At 69.9% G+C, this 15,252-nt stretch carries 15 protein-coding genes; 5 read left to right on the top strand and 10 right to left on the bottom strand.

Going from position 1 to position 15,252, the window contains the following annotated elements; translation table 11 throughout:
• Nucleotides 1-3 precede the first annotated feature (3 nt).
• Genes BXA03_RS19605 through ruvC form a run of 3 tightly spaced genes read left to right on the top strand, consistent with a single transcriptional unit; the run spans nt 4 to nt 2,288 of the window.
• Nucleotides 4-651, top strand: coding sequence for a lysophospholipid acyltransferase family protein (locus BXA03_RS19605; protein WP_076510876.1), 648 nt, complete (start codon nt 4-6; stop codon nt 649-651).
• Between the two features lie 15 nt (nt 652-666).
• Nucleotides 667-1,734, top strand: coding sequence for a phosphatidate cytidylyltransferase (locus BXA03_RS19600; protein ID WP_076510875.1), 1,068 nt, complete (start codon nt 667-669; stop codon nt 1,732-1,734).
• A gap of 5 nt (nt 1,735-1,739) precedes the next feature.
• Nucleotides 1,740-2,288 carry a crossover junction endodeoxyribonuclease RuvC gene (ruvC, locus tag BXA03_RS19595; protein ID WP_076510874.1) on the top strand — a complete coding sequence of 183 codons (549 nt, stop codon included), beginning with the start codon at nt 1,740-1,742 and terminating at the stop codon, nt 2,286-2,288.
• A gap of 89 nt (nt 2,289-2,377) precedes the next feature.
• On the opposite strand, the gene BXA03_RS19590 is transcribed toward ruvC, so the two are convergent.
• A complete protein-coding gene (locus BXA03_RS19590) occupies nt 2,378-3,310 on the bottom strand; it encodes a LysR family transcriptional regulator (protein WP_076510873.1) in 933 nt (310 codons plus the stop codon).
• A gap of 101 nt (nt 3,311-3,411) precedes the next feature.
• On the opposite strand from BXA03_RS19590, the gene BXA03_RS19585 reads away from it, so the two are divergent.
• Together BXA03_RS19585 and BXA03_RS19580 are read left to right on the top strand one after the other, a co-directional pair.
• On the top strand, nt 3,412-4,413 hold the full coding sequence (locus BXA03_RS19585; RefSeq protein ID WP_076510872.1) for a tripartite tricarboxylate transporter substrate binding protein: 1,002 nt from the start codon (nt 3,412-3,414) through the stop codon (nt 4,411-4,413).
• Entirely contained in the window at nt 4,410-5,471 is a 1,062-nt protein-coding gene (locus BXA03_RS19580) for a maleylacetate reductase (RefSeq protein WP_076510871.1), read from the top strand. The genes BXA03_RS19585 and BXA03_RS19580 overlap by 4 nt, the downstream gene beginning before the upstream one ends.
• A gap of 22 nt (nt 5,472-5,493) precedes the next feature.
• Here the strand turns inward: BXA03_RS19580 and BXA03_RS27045 are convergent, their stop codons facing one another.
• The 9 genes from BXA03_RS27045 to ftsW all read right to left on the bottom strand — a co-directional run bounded on the left by BXA03_RS27045 (nt 5,494) and on the right by ftsW (nt 15,207).
• Entirely contained in the window at nt 5,494-5,670 is a 177-nt protein-coding gene (locus tag BXA03_RS27045; protein WP_017759907.1) for a hypothetical protein, read from the bottom strand.
• Nucleotides 5,671-5,689: 19 nt separating this feature from the next.
• Nucleotides 5,690-6,613, bottom strand: a complete 924-nt coding sequence (gene lpxC / locus BXA03_RS19575; protein ID WP_076510963.1) for a UDP-3-O-acyl-N-acetylglucosamine deacetylase — start codon at nt 6,611-6,613, stop codon at nt 5,690-5,692.
• A 312-nt stretch (nt 6,614-6,925) separates the two neighbouring features.
• Nucleotides 6,926-8,146, bottom strand: coding sequence for a cell division protein FtsZ (ftsZ, locus tag BXA03_RS19570; protein ID WP_076510962.1), 1,221 nt, complete (start codon nt 8,144-8,146; stop codon nt 6,926-6,928).
• A gap of 166 nt (nt 8,147-8,312) precedes the next feature.
• Nucleotides 8,313-9,542 carry a cell division protein FtsA gene (gene ftsA, locus BXA03_RS19565; protein ID WP_017759904.1) on the bottom strand — a complete coding sequence of 410 codons (1,230 nt, stop codon included), beginning with the start codon at nt 9,540-9,542 and terminating at the stop codon, nt 8,313-8,315.
• A gap of 64 nt (nt 9,543-9,606) precedes the next feature.
• Complete coding sequence (locus BXA03_RS19560) at nt 9,607-10,407, bottom strand: cell division protein FtsQ/DivIB (RefSeq protein ID WP_076510870.1); 801 nt, start codon at nt 10,405-10,407, stop codon at nt 9,607-9,609.
• Between the two features lie 3 nt (nt 10,408-10,410).
• Nucleotides 10,411-11,412 carry a D-alanine--D-alanine ligase gene (locus BXA03_RS19555; RefSeq protein ID WP_234983758.1) on the bottom strand — a complete coding sequence of 334 codons (1,002 nt, stop codon included), beginning with the start codon at nt 11,410-11,412 and terminating at the stop codon, nt 10,411-10,413.
• Entirely contained in the window at nt 11,409-12,836 is a 1,428-nt protein-coding gene (gene murC, locus BXA03_RS19550; protein ID WP_076510869.1) for a UDP-N-acetylmuramate--L-alanine ligase, read from the bottom strand. Before murC ends, BXA03_RS19555 begins: the two co-directional genes overlap by 4 nt.
• Entirely contained in the window at nt 12,833-13,903 is a 1,071-nt protein-coding gene (murG, locus tag BXA03_RS19545; RefSeq protein ID WP_076510868.1) for an undecaprenyldiphospho-muramoylpentapeptide beta-N-acetylglucosaminyltransferase, read from the bottom strand. The genes murC and murG overlap by 4 nt, the downstream gene beginning before the upstream one ends.
• Entirely contained in the window at nt 13,900-15,207 is a 1,308-nt protein-coding gene (gene ftsW, locus BXA03_RS19540) for a putative lipid II flippase FtsW (protein ID WP_200803406.1), read from the bottom strand. The genes murG and ftsW overlap by 4 nt, the downstream gene beginning before the upstream one ends.
• Between the last annotated feature and the right edge of the window lie 45 nt (nt 15,208-15,252).

Genomic DNA, 15,252 nt, shown 5'->3' with positions numbered 1-15,252 from the left:
CCGATGTACCTTGCCAAGCTGACGGGCGCCCTGCTGCTGGGCGTCACGCGCCTGCTCACCGGGGCCCAGGCGCGCTGGTGGGGCTGCCCGCCCAAGGCCGAGCAGCGCATCTACTTCGCCAACCACCAGAGCCACATCGACCTGGTCATGATCTGGGCCGCCCTGCCTGGCGAACTGCGCAGCATCACCCGGCCCATCGCGGCCCGCGACTACTGGGCCAATTCGCCCGTCAAGCGCTGGATCACCACCGAAGTCTTCAACGCCATCTACGTGGAACGTGGCGGGACGCCCGCCCCGGCCGAGGACGGCGCCGCGCCGCCCGACCCGATGGCGCCGCTGCAGCCGCTGATCGATGCGCTCCGAAGCGGCGACTCGATCATCATCTTTCCCGAAGGCACGCGCGGCCACACGGGCGTGCCGCAGAAGTTCAAGTCGGGCCTCTACACGCTGGCGCAGATGTTCCCGGAGGTGGTGCTGGTGCCGGCCTGGATCGACAACGTCCAGCGCGTGATGCCCAAGGGTGAGGTGGTGCCCGTGCCCATCCTGTGCTCGGTGACCTTCGGCGCGCCGGTGCGCGTGGAGCCGGGCGAGGAGCGGCGCGCCTTCCTGGACCGTGCGCGCGACGCCGTGGTCGCCCTGCGGGACGTGTAGGAAGGACACCGCTCCATGGAAAACTTCCTGCGCAACCTCGGCCCCTCACAGCAGGTGGCCGCCCTCTTCGTGCTGGTCTTCGGCATCCTGGCCCTGGTCAGCGCGGCCCTCTTCTTCGTCGGCCTGCGCGAGCGTCGCAACCCCGTGCACGGCGAGGCCTGGGAAGAAGAACTCGCCCACCTGCGTGCGCTGCTGCGCACCACCTGGGTCATGGTCATCGTCTTCTGGATCGGCTGGGCACTGGGCGAGACGGTGGCCACGGTGCTCTTCGGCCTCATCGCCTTCCTGGCGCTGCGCGAGTTCATCACCCTTTCGCCCACACGGCGCGGTGACCATCGCAGCCTGCTGCTGGCCTTCTTCGTGGTCCTGCCGATCCAGTTCGTGCTGGTGGGCACGGCCCGCTTCGACCTGTTCACGGTGTTCATCCCGGTCTATGCCTTCCTGGCGCTGCCCACGGCCGCCGCGCTGGCGGACGACCCGGACCACTTTCTGGAGCGCAATGCCAAGCTGCAGTGGGGCATCATGGTCTGCGTCTACGGGCTGTCGCATGTGCCAGCGCTGCTGTTGCTGCAGTTCCCCGGCTACGCCGGCAAGAACGCCTTCCTGGTGTTCTTCCTGGTTGCGACAGTGCAGACCTGCATGCTGGTGCAGCACCTGATCTACCGGCACCTGGCCGCCTCCGGCAGCGACAGTCAGGCCGGCCCACCGGCCCCGCCCGGCCGTGGCGGTCTGCTGCGCCAGATCCTGCGGCCCCGCGCACCCATCGCACCGCATGTCAGCCGCAGCTTCAACTGGGCCAGCTGGGGCGTGGGCATGGGCGTGGCCAGCTTCGTGGGGGCGCTGCTGTCCTTCATCACGCCCTTCCATTTCTGGCAGGCCTTCGTGGCCGCGCTGGTGGCCTGCGTGGCGGGCTCCATGGGCCACCTGGTGATGAAGGCCCTCAAGCGCGACCGCGGCGTGCCGCACTGGGGCCGAAAGGGCGTGGGCATCACCGGCGCCAACGGCCTGCTGGACCGGGTGGATGCGCTGTGTTTCGCCGCACCCATCTTTTTTCACTCGGTCCGCTGGTACTTCAACGCATGACGGCGATGCGCGTACTCGGCATCGATCCAGGGCTGCAGACCACCGGCTTCGGCGTGGTCGACGTGGACGGCCATGCGCTGCGCTACGTGGCCAGCGGCACCATCAGCACACGGCACTTGGCGACCACGGCGCTGCCGGCGCGGCTCAAGGTGCTGTTCGATGGCATCGGCGAGCTCAGCCAGCGCTACCAGCCGGATGCGGCGTCGGTGGAGATCGTGTTCGTCAACGTCAACCCGCAGTCCACGCTGCTGCTGGGCCAGGCCCGCGGCGCCTGCCTGACAGCCCTGGTGACCCACGGCCTGCCGGTGGCGGAGTACACCGCCACACAGATGAAGCAGGCGGTGGCCGGCCATGGCCGTGCCGCCAAGGCGCAGGTGCAGGAGATGGTGCGCCGGCTGCTGGAGCTGCCCGGCCTGCCCGGCAGCGACGCGGCCGATGCGCTGGGGCTGGCCATCACCCATGCGCAGGTGGGTCGGGTGCGGGCCCGGCTCGGTGCGGCCACCACGCTGCAGCCGCGCGCCAGTGGGCTCTACAAGGGCGGTCGCTCGCGCTGAGGGACGGGCGCCTGCCCCGACAAGCCGGTCGCTTGCGTGGAGGGCATGACCGAGTCAGAACAGCCTCGGCCCCGGCGTCGCAACGCTTCCTACTGCCGCGCCGTGGCCGTATCGCTCACCCAGCTGGCAGAGCGCCCGATGCTCTCCAGCAGGTGCTCCGTGAAGGCCCGCACCTTGAGGCTGGCCTGCGGCGCCGCCCGCAGCATGTAGATGCCGCTGGCCGGCTGGCGCGGCGCGCCTTCGAGCTGGAGCTCGACGATGCGGCCGGCAGCCAGGTCCTCGCCGATGGCCCAGTTCGGCATCAGCGCGATGCCCAGGCCCTGCGCCGCGCAGTGGCGGCGCGAGTCGCAGTCGTCGCTTTCCAGCACGAAGTGTGGCGGCTGGCTCCAGTCGAAGCCGTCGAGCTCGCGCCAGCCCCGGGCGCTGGTGCTGTGCTGGCGGTCGATCAGCCGGTGATGGGTCAGGTCCTCGAAGCGTTCGGGCCGCCCGTGGCGCGCCAGGTAGGCGGGCGAGGCGCCCATGATGTAGCGCTGGCTGCCGATGCGCTGGCCCACCAGGCTGCTGTCGGGCTGCGGCCCGATGCGGATCACGAGGTCGAAGCGCTCCAGCACCGGGTCGACCAGGCGCTCGGTCAGCTCCAGTTCCACCCGCAGTGCGGGGTGGCGCTCGAACAGTGAGCCCAGGTGCGGCACCACATGCCGGCGGCCGAAGGCCGGCACGCAGCTCACGCGCAGCAGGCCCTGCACGCTGCGGTCGAGTGAGACGACCTCGCTGCGTGCGTCGGTCATGTCGCGCAGGATCTTTCGGGCCCGCTCCAGCAGCAGCACGCCCGCCTCGGTGGGCACCAGCGCGCGGGTGGAGCGGGTGAAGAGCGGCACCTTCAGGTCCTGCTCCAGCGCATCGATCTGGCGTGCCACCGATGAGGCCACCATGCCGCGTCGGCGCGCCACCGCCGAGAAGCTGCCGGCCTCGGCCACGTCGACGAAGACGGCCAGGGATTCGGCGAAGCGGATCGATTCCATCTGTGCAGACCTCGCAAAGGCGTTTGGCAGACGCAGCGGATTCTGCAGATGCCACGCAAAGAATAGCATCCGGTCCACTCCACAAGAACCAGGAATCGCTCATGTTCCACGCAGAGACAAGGCGCGGCGGCGCCTCCCGCCGCAGCCTCATCGGCCAGGGCCTCGCACTCGGCCTCGGCCTGTTCGCGGCCGGCGCGGCGCTGGCACAGCCGGCCTATCCCTCGCGCCTCGTGACCATCGTCGTGCCCTTCGCGGCCGGCGGCACGGTCGACAAGGTGGCGCGCCAGATCCAGGAACCGCTGGCCGCCCGCCTGGGCCAGCAGGTGATCGTCGACAACCGCGGCGGTGCCGGCGGCACCATCGGCATGGCGCTGGTGGCCAAGGCCGTGCCCGATGGCCACACGGTGGCGATGGTGTTCGACTCCTACGCGACCGAGCAGCACATCTATCCCCGGCTGACGTACTCCACCGAGCGCGACCTCACCGGCGTGTCGTACATCGCCCGTTCGCCCATGGTGCTGGTGGTGCCGGCCGCCTCGCCCTACCGGACGCTGCAGGACTATGTGGCGGCCGCCAAGGCTGGCAACGGCGTCTCCTATGCCTCGGTGGGCGCCGGCAGCTCCAACCACCTGGCGGCCGAGCTCTTCCTGGAGACCGCCGGCGGCAAGGGCACGCATGTCCCCTTCAAGGGCGGCGGCCCAGCCATGACCGACCTGATGGGCGGCCATGTGGATTCGATGATCGCCAGCCTGCCGCTGGTGCTGCCGCAGGTGCAGAGCGGCAAGCTGCGCGCCCTGGCCGTGACCTCGCCGCAGCGAAGCGCGGCCCTGCCCGACGTGCCGGCCGTGGCCGAGCGCTACAAGGGCTTCGAGGTCTATTCCTGGGTCGGCATGGTGGCGCCCGCCAAGGTGCCGGCGCCGGTGCTCGACCGCCTGGCGGCCGACGTGACCGCGACGCTGCGCCAGCCCGAGGTGGCCAAGCGCCTGGCCGAGGGCGGCTTCGAGGTGGTGGCCGGCTCGCGCGAGGCGATGAACCAGCTCGTTCGCAGCGAAAGCGCCCGCTGGGGCCGCCTGATCAAGGCCCGCAACATCGTCGCCGAATGAAGCCCTTCGTCTACGAAAGCCGGGCGCAGCGCGTGCTGTTCGGCAACGGCACGCTCGCGAAGGTTGCAGCGGAAGTCGATGCCCTGGGCGCACGCAAGGCGCTGGTGCTGTGCACGCCGCCGCAGCGGGCCCAGGCCGAACAGGTGGCCGACCTGCTTGGTGAACGGGCGGCGGGTGTGTTCGACGGCGCGGTCATGCATGTGCCCATAGCGGCCGCGCGAGAGGCGCGGGCCGTGGCGCAGCGCCTGGGCGCCGACTGCGCGGTGGCGGTGGGCGGCGGTTCCACCATCGGCCTGGGCAAGGCCATCGCGCTGGACTCGGGCCTGCCGATCCTGGCCGTGCCCACCACCTATGCCGGCTCGGAGATGACGCCCATCTACGGCCTCACCGACGAGGGCGTGAAGCGCACCGGCCGCGACCCGCGCGTGCTGCCGCGCACGGTGATCTACGACCCGCAACTCAGCCTGGGCCTGCCCGTGGGCCTGTCGGTGGTCAGCGGCATCAACGCCATGGCCCATGCGGCCGAGGGCCTGTATGCCGACGACGCCAACCCTGTCACCCAGTTGATGGCCGAGGAAGGCCTGGCCGCGCTCGGCCGCGCCCTGCCGGCCATCCATGCCGACAGCGGCGATCAGCAGGCCCGCGCCGATGCGCTCTACGGCGCCTGGCTCTGTGGCACGGTGCTGGGCAGCGTCGCCATGGCCCTGCACCACAAGCTGTGCCACACGCTGGGCGGCAGCTTCAACCTGCCGCATGCCGAGACGCACACCATCGTGCTGCCGCATGCGCTGGCCTACAACGCGCCGGCCGCACCCGCGGCCATGACACGCATCGCCCGTGCCCTCGATGCGGAAGATGCCCCGCTGGCGCTGTACGAGCTCGCCCGTCGCCACGGTGCGCCGGTGGCCCTGAAGCAGATCGGTTTGCGCGAAGAGGACCTGGACCGCGCCTGCGCGCTGGCGATGCAGAACCAGTACCCGAACCCTCGCCCGCTGGAAGCCGTGGCGCTACGCCGGTTGCTGCAGAACGCCTACGACGGCGTGCCGCCCGCAGCGTGACGGCGTGCGCGGCCTGCGCGGGTCAGGCCAGTCGCTCGGCGATCAGCACGGCGAAGAAGCCGAGCGCCGCGAGGAAGGTCCACTTGAAGACGATCCAGCCCAGGCGCCGGTAGCGCATCTGGCCGGTGGCCGCATAGAAGGCGAAGCACACGCCCGCCACCAGCAGCAACAGAAGGATGACCCAGCGGAAGAGCAGCATGCGAAGGGGGGCGTGCGCCTTACCAGGCGCGGGCGATCTCGCCGAAGCCGCGCGGGGCCTGGCGCGTGTCCTCGAAGGTCACGATCTCGTAGGCATCGGACTGCGCCAGCAGTTCGCGCAGCAACTTGTTGTTGAGCGCATGGCCCGAGCGGAAGGCGCTGTAGGCGGCCAGCAGCGGCTTGCCGACGATGTAGAGGTCGCCCATGGCGTCCAGGATCTTGTGCTTGACGAATTCGTCGTCGTAGCGAAGACCGCCGGCATTGAGCACCTTGTGGTCGTCCATGACGATGGCGTTGTCCAGCCCGCCGCCCAGGGCCAGGCCCCTGCTTCGCATGTACTCGACCTCCTTGGTGAAGCCGAATGTGCGCGCGCGGGCGATGTCGCGGGCGTACTGGCCCACGCTCAGGTCGAACTCGTAGCGCTGCCCGGTCGCGTTGACCACGCGGTGATCGAAGTCGATCTCGAAGCTCAGCTTGAAGCCGTGATAGGGCTCCAGCCGGGCCCACTTGAGGTGGTCACCCTCGCCTTCTCGCACCTCCACGGGCCGCAGTACGCGGATGAAGCGGCGCGGCGCCTTCTGCAGTTCGATGCCCGCGCTCTGCAGCAGGAAGACGAAGGACGATGCCGAGCCGTCGAGGATCGGCACCTCGTCGGCCGTGATGTCGATGTAGAGGTTGTCCAGCCCCAGGCCGGCGCAGGCCGACATGATGTGCTCCACCGTCTGCACCTTGGCGCCCCCGGTGGAGACCGTGGACGCCAGGCGGGTATCGGTCACCGACTCGGCCCGCATGGGGATGTCCACCGGCTCGGGCAGATCGACACGCCGGAACACGATGCCCGTGTCCGCCGGCGCAGGCCGCAGCGTCAGCTCCACGCGCTGGCCACTGTGCAGGCCGACGCCCACGGCGCGGGTGATGGACTTGAGGGTTCGTTGTTGCAGCACGGCGGGCATTCTAGATTTCGGCATCCCTCGCGGAATCCTCCGAAGCGCCTATGACCGTGATAGCCGTAAGGAGGCGTAAGCCCATGGTCGCGGGTCCCGACGCAACAAATTGCCATGCGTCGTTCGCCGCATGGCAACCGGGTTCGCACCGCAGCCGCAGGCTGCCGGTGCCCTCTTCATTCGAGCGCAGGACGACTGATGGTGCAGCGGGCGTAGCGAGCGGTCCGAGGTCGCATCGAGCATCGCAGCCGTACTCGGGTACGGCGAGAAGCACAGATGCGAGATCGGGCCGCGCAGTAGCCCGATGCGCCGTCAGTCAGCTTGGCGGCGGAGGAACGCGGGGATCTCGAAATCGTCCATCCCGCCCGACGACAGCGCATCCACCTTGGCGGCGGCCATCGTCCGGTTGGTACGCCACACGCTGGGCACGGCCATGCCGTCGTACTTGGCCTGGCCGGCGGTGCCGGAGGCCACGCCGCTGGCCAGCGCGCCGCCCAGGGTGGGGACCTGGAAGGCCACGTTGTCGGTGCCGGTGCGGATGACCTGCAGTTCGGGCTGGCCACGGCCGGCGGCCGGACGCGACAGGCCGGTGGCCACCACGGTCACGCGCATGTCGTCGCCCAGGCTGTCGTCGTAGGCGGCGCCGTAGATGACGTTGGCTTCGGGCGAGGCGTAGGCGCGGATGGTGTTCATCGCCAGCTTCGATTCCGACAGCTTCAGCGAGCCCTTCGAGGCCGTCACCAGCACCAGCACGCCCTTGGCGCCGGACAGGTCGATGCCTTCCAGCAGCGGGCAGGCCACGGCCTGCTCGGCAGCGATGCGGGCGCGGTCCGGGCCGTTGGCCGAGGCGGTGCCCATCATGGCCTTGCCGGGCTCACCCATCACGGTGCGCACGTCTTCGAAGTCGACGTTCACGCCGCCGTACTCGTTGATGATTTCCGAAATACCGCCGACGGCGTTCTTCAGCACGTCGTTGGCGTGGGCGAAGGCCTCGGCCTGCGTCACCTCGTCGCCCAGCACCTCGAGCAGCTTCTCGTTCAGGATGACGATCAGCGAGTCGACATTCGCTTCGAGTTCGGACAGGCCCGACTCGGCGTTGTTCATGCGCTTGCCGCCTTCCCAGTCGAAGGGCTTGGTGACCACGCCGACGGTCAGGATGCCCATCTCCTTGGCCACGCGGGCGATCACGGGCGCTGCACCGGTGCCGGTGCCGCCGCCCATGCCGGCGGTGATGAACAGCATGTGGGCGCCGTCGATGGCGGTGCGGATCTCGTCCACGGCCGCCTCGGCCGCCTCGCGGCCCTTGTCCGGCTTGCCGCCGGCGCCGAGGCCGTTGCCGCCCAGCTGGATGAGCTTGGGCGCGCCGCAGCGGTTGAGGGCCTGGGCGTCGGTGTTGGCGCAGACGAACTGCACCCCCTGCACACCACGCTCCATCATGTGGGTGACGGCGTTGCCGCCGCCGCCACCGACACCGATCACCTTGATCTGCGTGCCTTGGTTGAACTCTTCGACTTCGATCATTTCGATGGGCATCATGAACTCCTGGATCCTTGCAATTGCTGCTTGACTGACGTTGCTGTTGTTGTCGGGGGCTGAGTGGTGGTGGTGGAAGGAAGAACTTCCTGCGGTGGCGGCGGCCCCGTACGTCGCCATCGCTCGTTGAAATGGATGAGGTGGAGCCGAGGTTCTGCGCGGCGCATCAGAAATTCCCCACGATGAAATCCTTGAATCGGCCGAAAGCCGTCTTCACTGAACCATTTTTTTGCGCGACCTTGTAGCCGCGCATTCGGGCATGCCGGGCCTCTTCGAGCAGGCCCATGACCGTGGCGGCGCGCGGCTGGGCCACCATGTCCGACAAAGCGCTGGCGTACTTGGGAATGCCGCGGCGCACCGGCTTCAGGAAGATGTCCTCGCCCAGCTCGACCATGCCCGGCATGACGGCGCTGCCGCCGGTGAGCACCACGCCGGACGAGAGCACTTCCTCGTAGCCCGACTCGCGCACCACCTGCTGCACCAGCTGGAAGATCTCTTCCACGCGCGGCTCGATCACGCCCGCCAGCGCCTGCTTGCTCAGCATGCGCGGGCCGCGGTCGCCCAGGCCCGGCACCTCGACCTGCGTCTCGGGGTCGGCCAGCAGCTGCTTGGCGAAGCCGTTCTCGACCTTGATGTCCTCGGCATCCTTCGTCGGCGTGCGCAGCGCCATGGCGATGTCGCTGGTGATCAGGTCGCCCGCGATCGGGATCACGGCCGTGTGGCGGATGGCGCCGTTGGTGAAGATGGCCACGTCGGTGGTGCCGGCGCCGATGTCCACCAGGCACACGCCCAGTTCGCGCTCGTCCTCGGTCAGCACCGCCAGGCTGGAGGCCAGCGGGTTCAGCATCAGCTGGTCCACCTCCAGGCCGCAGCGGCGCACGCACTTGATGATGTTCTCGGCCGCGCTCTGGGCGCCGGTCACGATGTGCACCTTGGCCTCCAGGCGCATGCCGCTCATGCCGATCGGCTCCTTCACGTCCTGGCCGTCGATCACGAACTCCTGCGGCTCCACCAGCAGGAGGCGCTGGTCGCTGGAGATGTTGATGGCGCGCGCCGTCTCCACCACGCGGGCCACGTCGGTGGTGCTCACCTCGCGGTCCTTCACCGCCACCATGCCGCTGGAGTTGATGCCGCGGATGTGGCTGCCGGTGATGCCGGTGTAGACGCGGCCGATCTTGCAGTCGGCCATCAGCTCCGCTTCCTTGAGCGCCTGCTGGATGCTCTGCACGGTGGCGTCGATGTTGACCACCACGCCGCGCTTGAGGCCGTTGGACGGTGCCACGCCCAGGCCGGCGAGCTTGAGCTCGCCGCCCGGCAGCACCTCGGCCACCACCGCCATCACCTTGGCGGTGCCGATGTCGAGTCCGACGACCAGGTCCTTGTAGTCTTTGGCCATGATGTGTGAGTGTTCCCTCGGGGCTCTCGTTCGTTCTGTCTGTCTGTCTGTCGGTTCGTCCGGCCTAGCGCCGCCGCGCCGCGGGGGCGGCAGGCGCATCGGCCGAGACGGTGGTGACGCCGCGGATGCGCACCGCATAGGCGTCGGCATGGCGCAGGTCGGCGCTTTCGATGGATTCGATGCTGCGGCCGTACTGGGCGGCCACGTGGCGGGCGCTGAGCAGGAAGCGCCGCACGCGCGCCAGCACTTCCTCGGGCGTGCCGCGGCCGATCTCCACCGTGGCACCGGAATCGAGTTCGGCATGCCAGCCGCCACGGGTGGACAGCGTGAGCTCGCTCAACTTCAGTCCGCTGCCGTCGAACACCGGCGCGAGCTCGCGGTACATGCCCAGCACCTGGCTGGCCTGGTCGTCGGGGCCCTGCAGGCGCGGCAGTCCGTCGCCGGCCTCATCGGTGTTGGCCTCGAAGACCTCACCGTAGGTGTTGATCATGCGGGACTCGTCCTCGGCGCCCCACAGCGCGGCCGGCACATGCTCGGTGAGCGTGGCGCGCAGCGCGTTCGGAAACTCGCGCCGCACCACGGCCTTGCGCACCCACGGCACCGACTCGAAGGCCACACGGGCGCGCTGCAGGTCGACCGTGAAGAAATTGCCGGCCAGCCGGGGCGCGACGTTGGCCCGCAGGGTGATCGGGTTGTTGTGCGACACGTCGCCGTCGACGCGGATCACGCCCAGCGGCAGGAAAGGCTGGCGCAGCACCCACCAGCCGCCGGCGGCGAGCAGCATCAGCCCGCACAGCGCGTACAGGACGGTCGCCGTGAGGTTCATGAGGCGCACGTCCAGCGGGACCGCGATGCCATCGGCCATGGGTCAGGCCCCTTCCTTCGGCACGGGCCGGGTGTCCAGCGCGGCCTGGGCCAGGATGCGCAGGCACAACTGCTCGTAGCTCAGACCGGCCGCGCGCGCGGCCATCGGCACCAGCGAATGCCCGGTCATGCCGGGGGAGGTGTTCATCTCCAGCAGGAAGGGCTGGTGGTCGCGCGCACGCACCATGAAGTCGGCCCGGCCCCAGCCGCGGCAGCCCAGGCTGCGGTAGGCCGCGATGGCCAGCTGGCGCACCTGCGCCTCCAGCGCGTCGGGCAGGCCGGCGGGACAGTGGTACTTCACGTCGTCGGTGAAGTACTTGTTCTGGTAGTCGTAGGCGCCCTCGGGCGCGGCGATGCGGATCACGGGCAGCGCGACGGCCCCAGCCCCCGTGCCGAGCACGGCGCAGGTCAGCTCGTCGCCGTCGATGAACTCCTCGCACAGCACCTCGGGGTCGTAGCGCGCGGCCAGTTGCACGGCCTCCTGCATCTGCGAATAGCCCTGCACCTTGGTGACGCCGATGGACGAGCCCTCGTGCGGCGGCTTGACGATCAGCGGCAGGCCCAGGGTGTCGGGCACCTCGCGCACCCGCTCGCGCGACTGGCCATCGGCCTGCAGCAGCACGTGGCGCGGCGTCGGCAGGCCCTCGGCCAGCCACACGCGCTTGGTCATGGTCTTGTCCATGGCCACGCTGGAGGCCATCACGCCCGAGCCGGTGTAGGGAATGCCCAGCAGCTCGAGCGCGCCCTGCACCGTGCCGTCCTCGCCATGGCGGCCGTGCAGCGCGATGAAGCAGCGGTCGAAGCCTTCGTGGCGCAGCTCGGCCAGTTCGCGCTCGGCGGGGTCGAAGGCATGCGCGTCCACACCCAGCGAGCGCAGTGCCTGCAGCACGCCGGTGCCGGACATCAGCGACACCTCGCGCTCGGCCGAGCGGCCGCCGAAGAGCACAGCCACGCGCCCCATGTCGGCTGCCTCGGGCAACGGGGGAAAGACGAACTGCGGGTTCATGCGCGCGGTCCTTGCGACTGTCCTTGTTGTGCAGAGCGCTCCACCACCTGGCCGGCCACCGCGCCGATGGAGCCGGCGCCCATGCACAGCACCACGTCGCCGTCGCGGGCGTTGTCCAGCACCGCCTGCGGGAGCACCCGCACGTCGTCGACGAACACGGGCTCGACCTTGCCCGCCACGCGCAGGGCGCGCGCCAGGCTGCGGCCGTCGGCGGCCACGATGGGCGCCTCGCCGGCGGCATACACCTCGGTCAGCAGCACCGCGTCGGCGCCGCCGAGCACCTTGACGAAGTCCTCGAAGCAGTCGCGCGTGCGGGTGAAGCGGTGCGGCTGGAAGGCCAGCACCAGCCGCCGGCCCGGGAAGGCGCCGCGGGCGGCCGCGATGGTGGCGGCCATCTCCACCGGATGGTGGCCGTAGTCGTCGATCAGCGTGAAGCGCCCACCGCTGGCGGCAGCCACCTCGCCATAGCGCTGGAAGCGCCGGCCCACGCCCTTGAATTCGGCCAGGCCGCGCTGTACCGCCTCGTCAGGCAGGCCCAGCTCGACCGCGATGGCGATCACCGACAGCGCGTTGCGCACGTTGTGCTCGCCGGGCAGGTTGAGCACCACCGGCAGGTCGGGCAGCACCACGCCGTTGCGGCGCTGGGCGGTGAAATGCATCTGGGCGCCCACGGCCCGCACGTCGACGGCGCGCACCTGCGCGTCCTCGCTGAAGCCGTAGCTGGTCACCGGGCAGGTCACCTGCGGCAGGATCTGGCGCACGGCCGGATCGTCCACGCACAGGATGGCCGTGCCGTAGAAGGGCATGCGGTGCAGGAAGTCGACGAAGGCCTTCTGCAGCCGGCCGAAGTCGTGGCCGTAGGTGTCCATGTGGTCGGCGTCGATGTTGGTGACGACCGCCATCACGGGCAGCAGGTTGAGGAAGGAGGCGTCGGACTCGTCGGCCTCGACCACGATGTACTCGCCCTGGCCCAGCCGCGCATTGGCGCCGGCGCTGTTCAGGCGCCCGCCGATCACGAAGGTCGGGTCGAGTCCTGCCGTGGCCAGCACGCTGGCGGCCAGGCTGGTGGTGGTGGTCTTGCCGTGGGTGCCGGCGATGGCGATGCCGCTGCGCAGCCGCATCAGCTCGGCCAGCATGAGGGCGCGCGGCACCACCGGGATCTTCTTCGCGCGGGCGGCGATCACCTCGGGGTTGTCGGCCTGCACGGCGGTGGAGGTCACGACCGCATCGGCACCGGCGATGTTGGCGGCGTCATGGCCCACGAAGGTGCGGATGCCCAGGCCGCCCAGGCGGCGCAGCGTGGCGCTGTCGGCCAGGTCCGAGCCCGACACGCCGTAGCCCAGGTTGAACAGCACCTCGGCGATGCCGCTCATGCCCGAGCCACCCAGGCCGACGAAATGGATGTGGCGGATCGCGTGCTTCATGGCTTGACCAGCTCCTCGCAGGCCAGGGCCACCTGGGCCACGGCATCGGTCTTGCGCATCGCATGGGCGCGTTGCGCGCGCTCGAGCAGCTCGGCGCGCGTCGTCTTCTGGATCAGGTCGGACAAGAGTTCAGGCGTGAGATCGGTCTGCTGCACCAGCCAGGCGCCGCCGGCGTCCGCCAGGAAGCGGGCATTGGTGGTCTGGTGGTCGTCGACCGCGAAGGGAAAGGGGACGAAGAGCGCGGCGGCACCGACCGCGGCGATCTCGGTCACGGTGCTGGCGCCGGCGCGCGCCACGATGAGGTCGGCCGCGGCGAAGGCCTCGGCCGTGTTGTCGATGAAGGGCACCAGCTCGGCCTCGACGCCGGCGGCGGCGTAGTTGGCGCGCAGTTCGTCGATCTGCTTTTCGCCGCTCTGGTGCAGCACCACGGGCCGCTCGGCCGGTGCGATACGGGCCAGGGCCTGCGGCACCACGGTATTGAGCGCCTTGGCGCCCAGGCTGCCACCCACCACCAGCATCCGCAGCCGTCCGCTGCGGGCTTCGAAACGCGCGGCCGGCGCGGCCTGCGACAGGAAGGGCTCGCGCAGCGGATTGCCCACCCAGTCGGCATTCGGCAGCACGTCGGGAAAGGCGCTGAAGCAGCGGTCGGCGATGCGCGCCAGCACGCGATTGACCAGACCGGCCACGGAGTTCTGCTCGTGCAGCACCAGCGGGCGGCCGCGCAGCACGCCCATCATCCCGCCCGGAAAGCTGATGTAGCCGCCCAGGCCGACCACCACGTCGGGCTGGACGCGGCCCACGGCCTGGAAGCTCTGCCAGAAGGCGCGCAAGAGGCGCAGCGGCAGCAGCGCCAGCGTGAGCGGACCCTTGCCGCGCACGCCGCCGAACTGGATCGGCTCGAAGGCGAAGCCGCGCGGCGGCACCAGGCGCTCTTCCATGCTGCCGGGCGCGCCCAACCAGTGCACACGCCAGCCGCGCGCGCGCAGCTCTTCCGCCACGGCCAGGCCCGGGAAGATGTGGCCGCCGGTGCCGCCGGCCATCACGAGCGCGGTGCGGGCACCGGTCATACGCGCCCCCCTCGCATCAGGACTCGGTTCTCATAATCCACGCGCAGCACCACCGCCAGCGCCACCACGTTCATCAGGATGGCCGAGCCGCCGAAGCTCATCAGTGGCAGGGTCAGGCCCTTGGTGGGCAGCGCGCCCAGGTTCACGCCCATGTTGATGAAGGTCTGGAATCCCATCCACACGCCCACGCCCTGCGCGGCCAGTCCGGCGAACACGCGGTCCAGCGCGATGGCTTGGCGGCCGATGTGCATGATGCGGCGGGTGAGCCACAGGAAGAGCGCGATGGCGATCAGCACGCCGACCAGACCCAGCTCCTCGCCGATGACGGCCAGCAGGAAGTCGGTGTGGGCCTCGGGCAGCCAGTGCAGCTTCTCGACGCTGCCGCCCAGGCCCACGCCGAAGATCTCGCCGCGGCCGATGGCGATCAGCGAATGGGAGAGCTGGTAGCCCTTGCCCAGCGCATGCTCCTCGCTGAACGGATCGAGGTAGGCAAAGATGCGCTCGCGCCGCCACGGACTGGCCGCCACCATGGTGGCAAAGGCGACGACCACCAGCATGGCGATCAGGAAGAACATGCGCGCATTCACGCCGCCCAGGAACAGGATGCCCATGGCGATGATGGCGATCACCATGAAGGCGCCCATGTCGGGCTCGGCCAGCAGCAGCATGCCCACCACCACGACGGCCACGCCCATGGGCAGCACGGCGCGGAAGAAGCGCTCCTTGATCTCCATCTTGCGCACCATGTAGCTGGCGGCATAGAAGACCATGGCCAGCTTGGCCAGCTCCGAGGGCTGGAAGCGCATGAAGCCCAGCGGCAGCCAGCGGCGCGCGCCATTCACGTTGATGCCCACGTGGGGAATCAGCACGACCACCAGCAGCAGCAGCGCCACCACGAACAGCCACGGGGCCGTGCGCTCCCAGGTCCGCATGGGTACCTGGAAAGCGATCAGGCCCGCCACGAAGGCAAACACCAGCGAGATGGCATGGCGGATCAGGTGGTAGGACTCGCTGTAGCCGCCGACGCGGTTGAAGCGCGGGTTGTCGCCCATGGCGATGGAGGCCGAGAACACCATCACCAGACCCCACATCAGGAGCGCGAGGGTGACCCACACCAGCGGCTGGTCGAAGCCCGCGACGCGCACCGGCGCGGCGCGGGTCTGGGCGATGTCGGCGCCCCCCAGCCGCACGGGCAGGTGCATGGGCAGCGCGTCCATGCTGCTCTTGGCCGCACGGCGGAACCAGCCGAAGAAGCGGCTGCCCCCTTCGTTGGGGGTGGCGGCGGCGGGCATGCGGGCGCTCATTCTGAAATCCTCCGTGCTGCGCACTGCGGATGCGAGCGCCTGCGG

The organism is Pseudacidovorax sp. RU35E (assembly GCF_900156165.1).
GTDB lineage: Bacteria > Pseudomonadota > Gammaproteobacteria > Burkholderiales > Burkholderiaceae_C > Xenophilus.
This window is presented reverse-complemented; position numbering and strand designations above follow the sequence as displayed.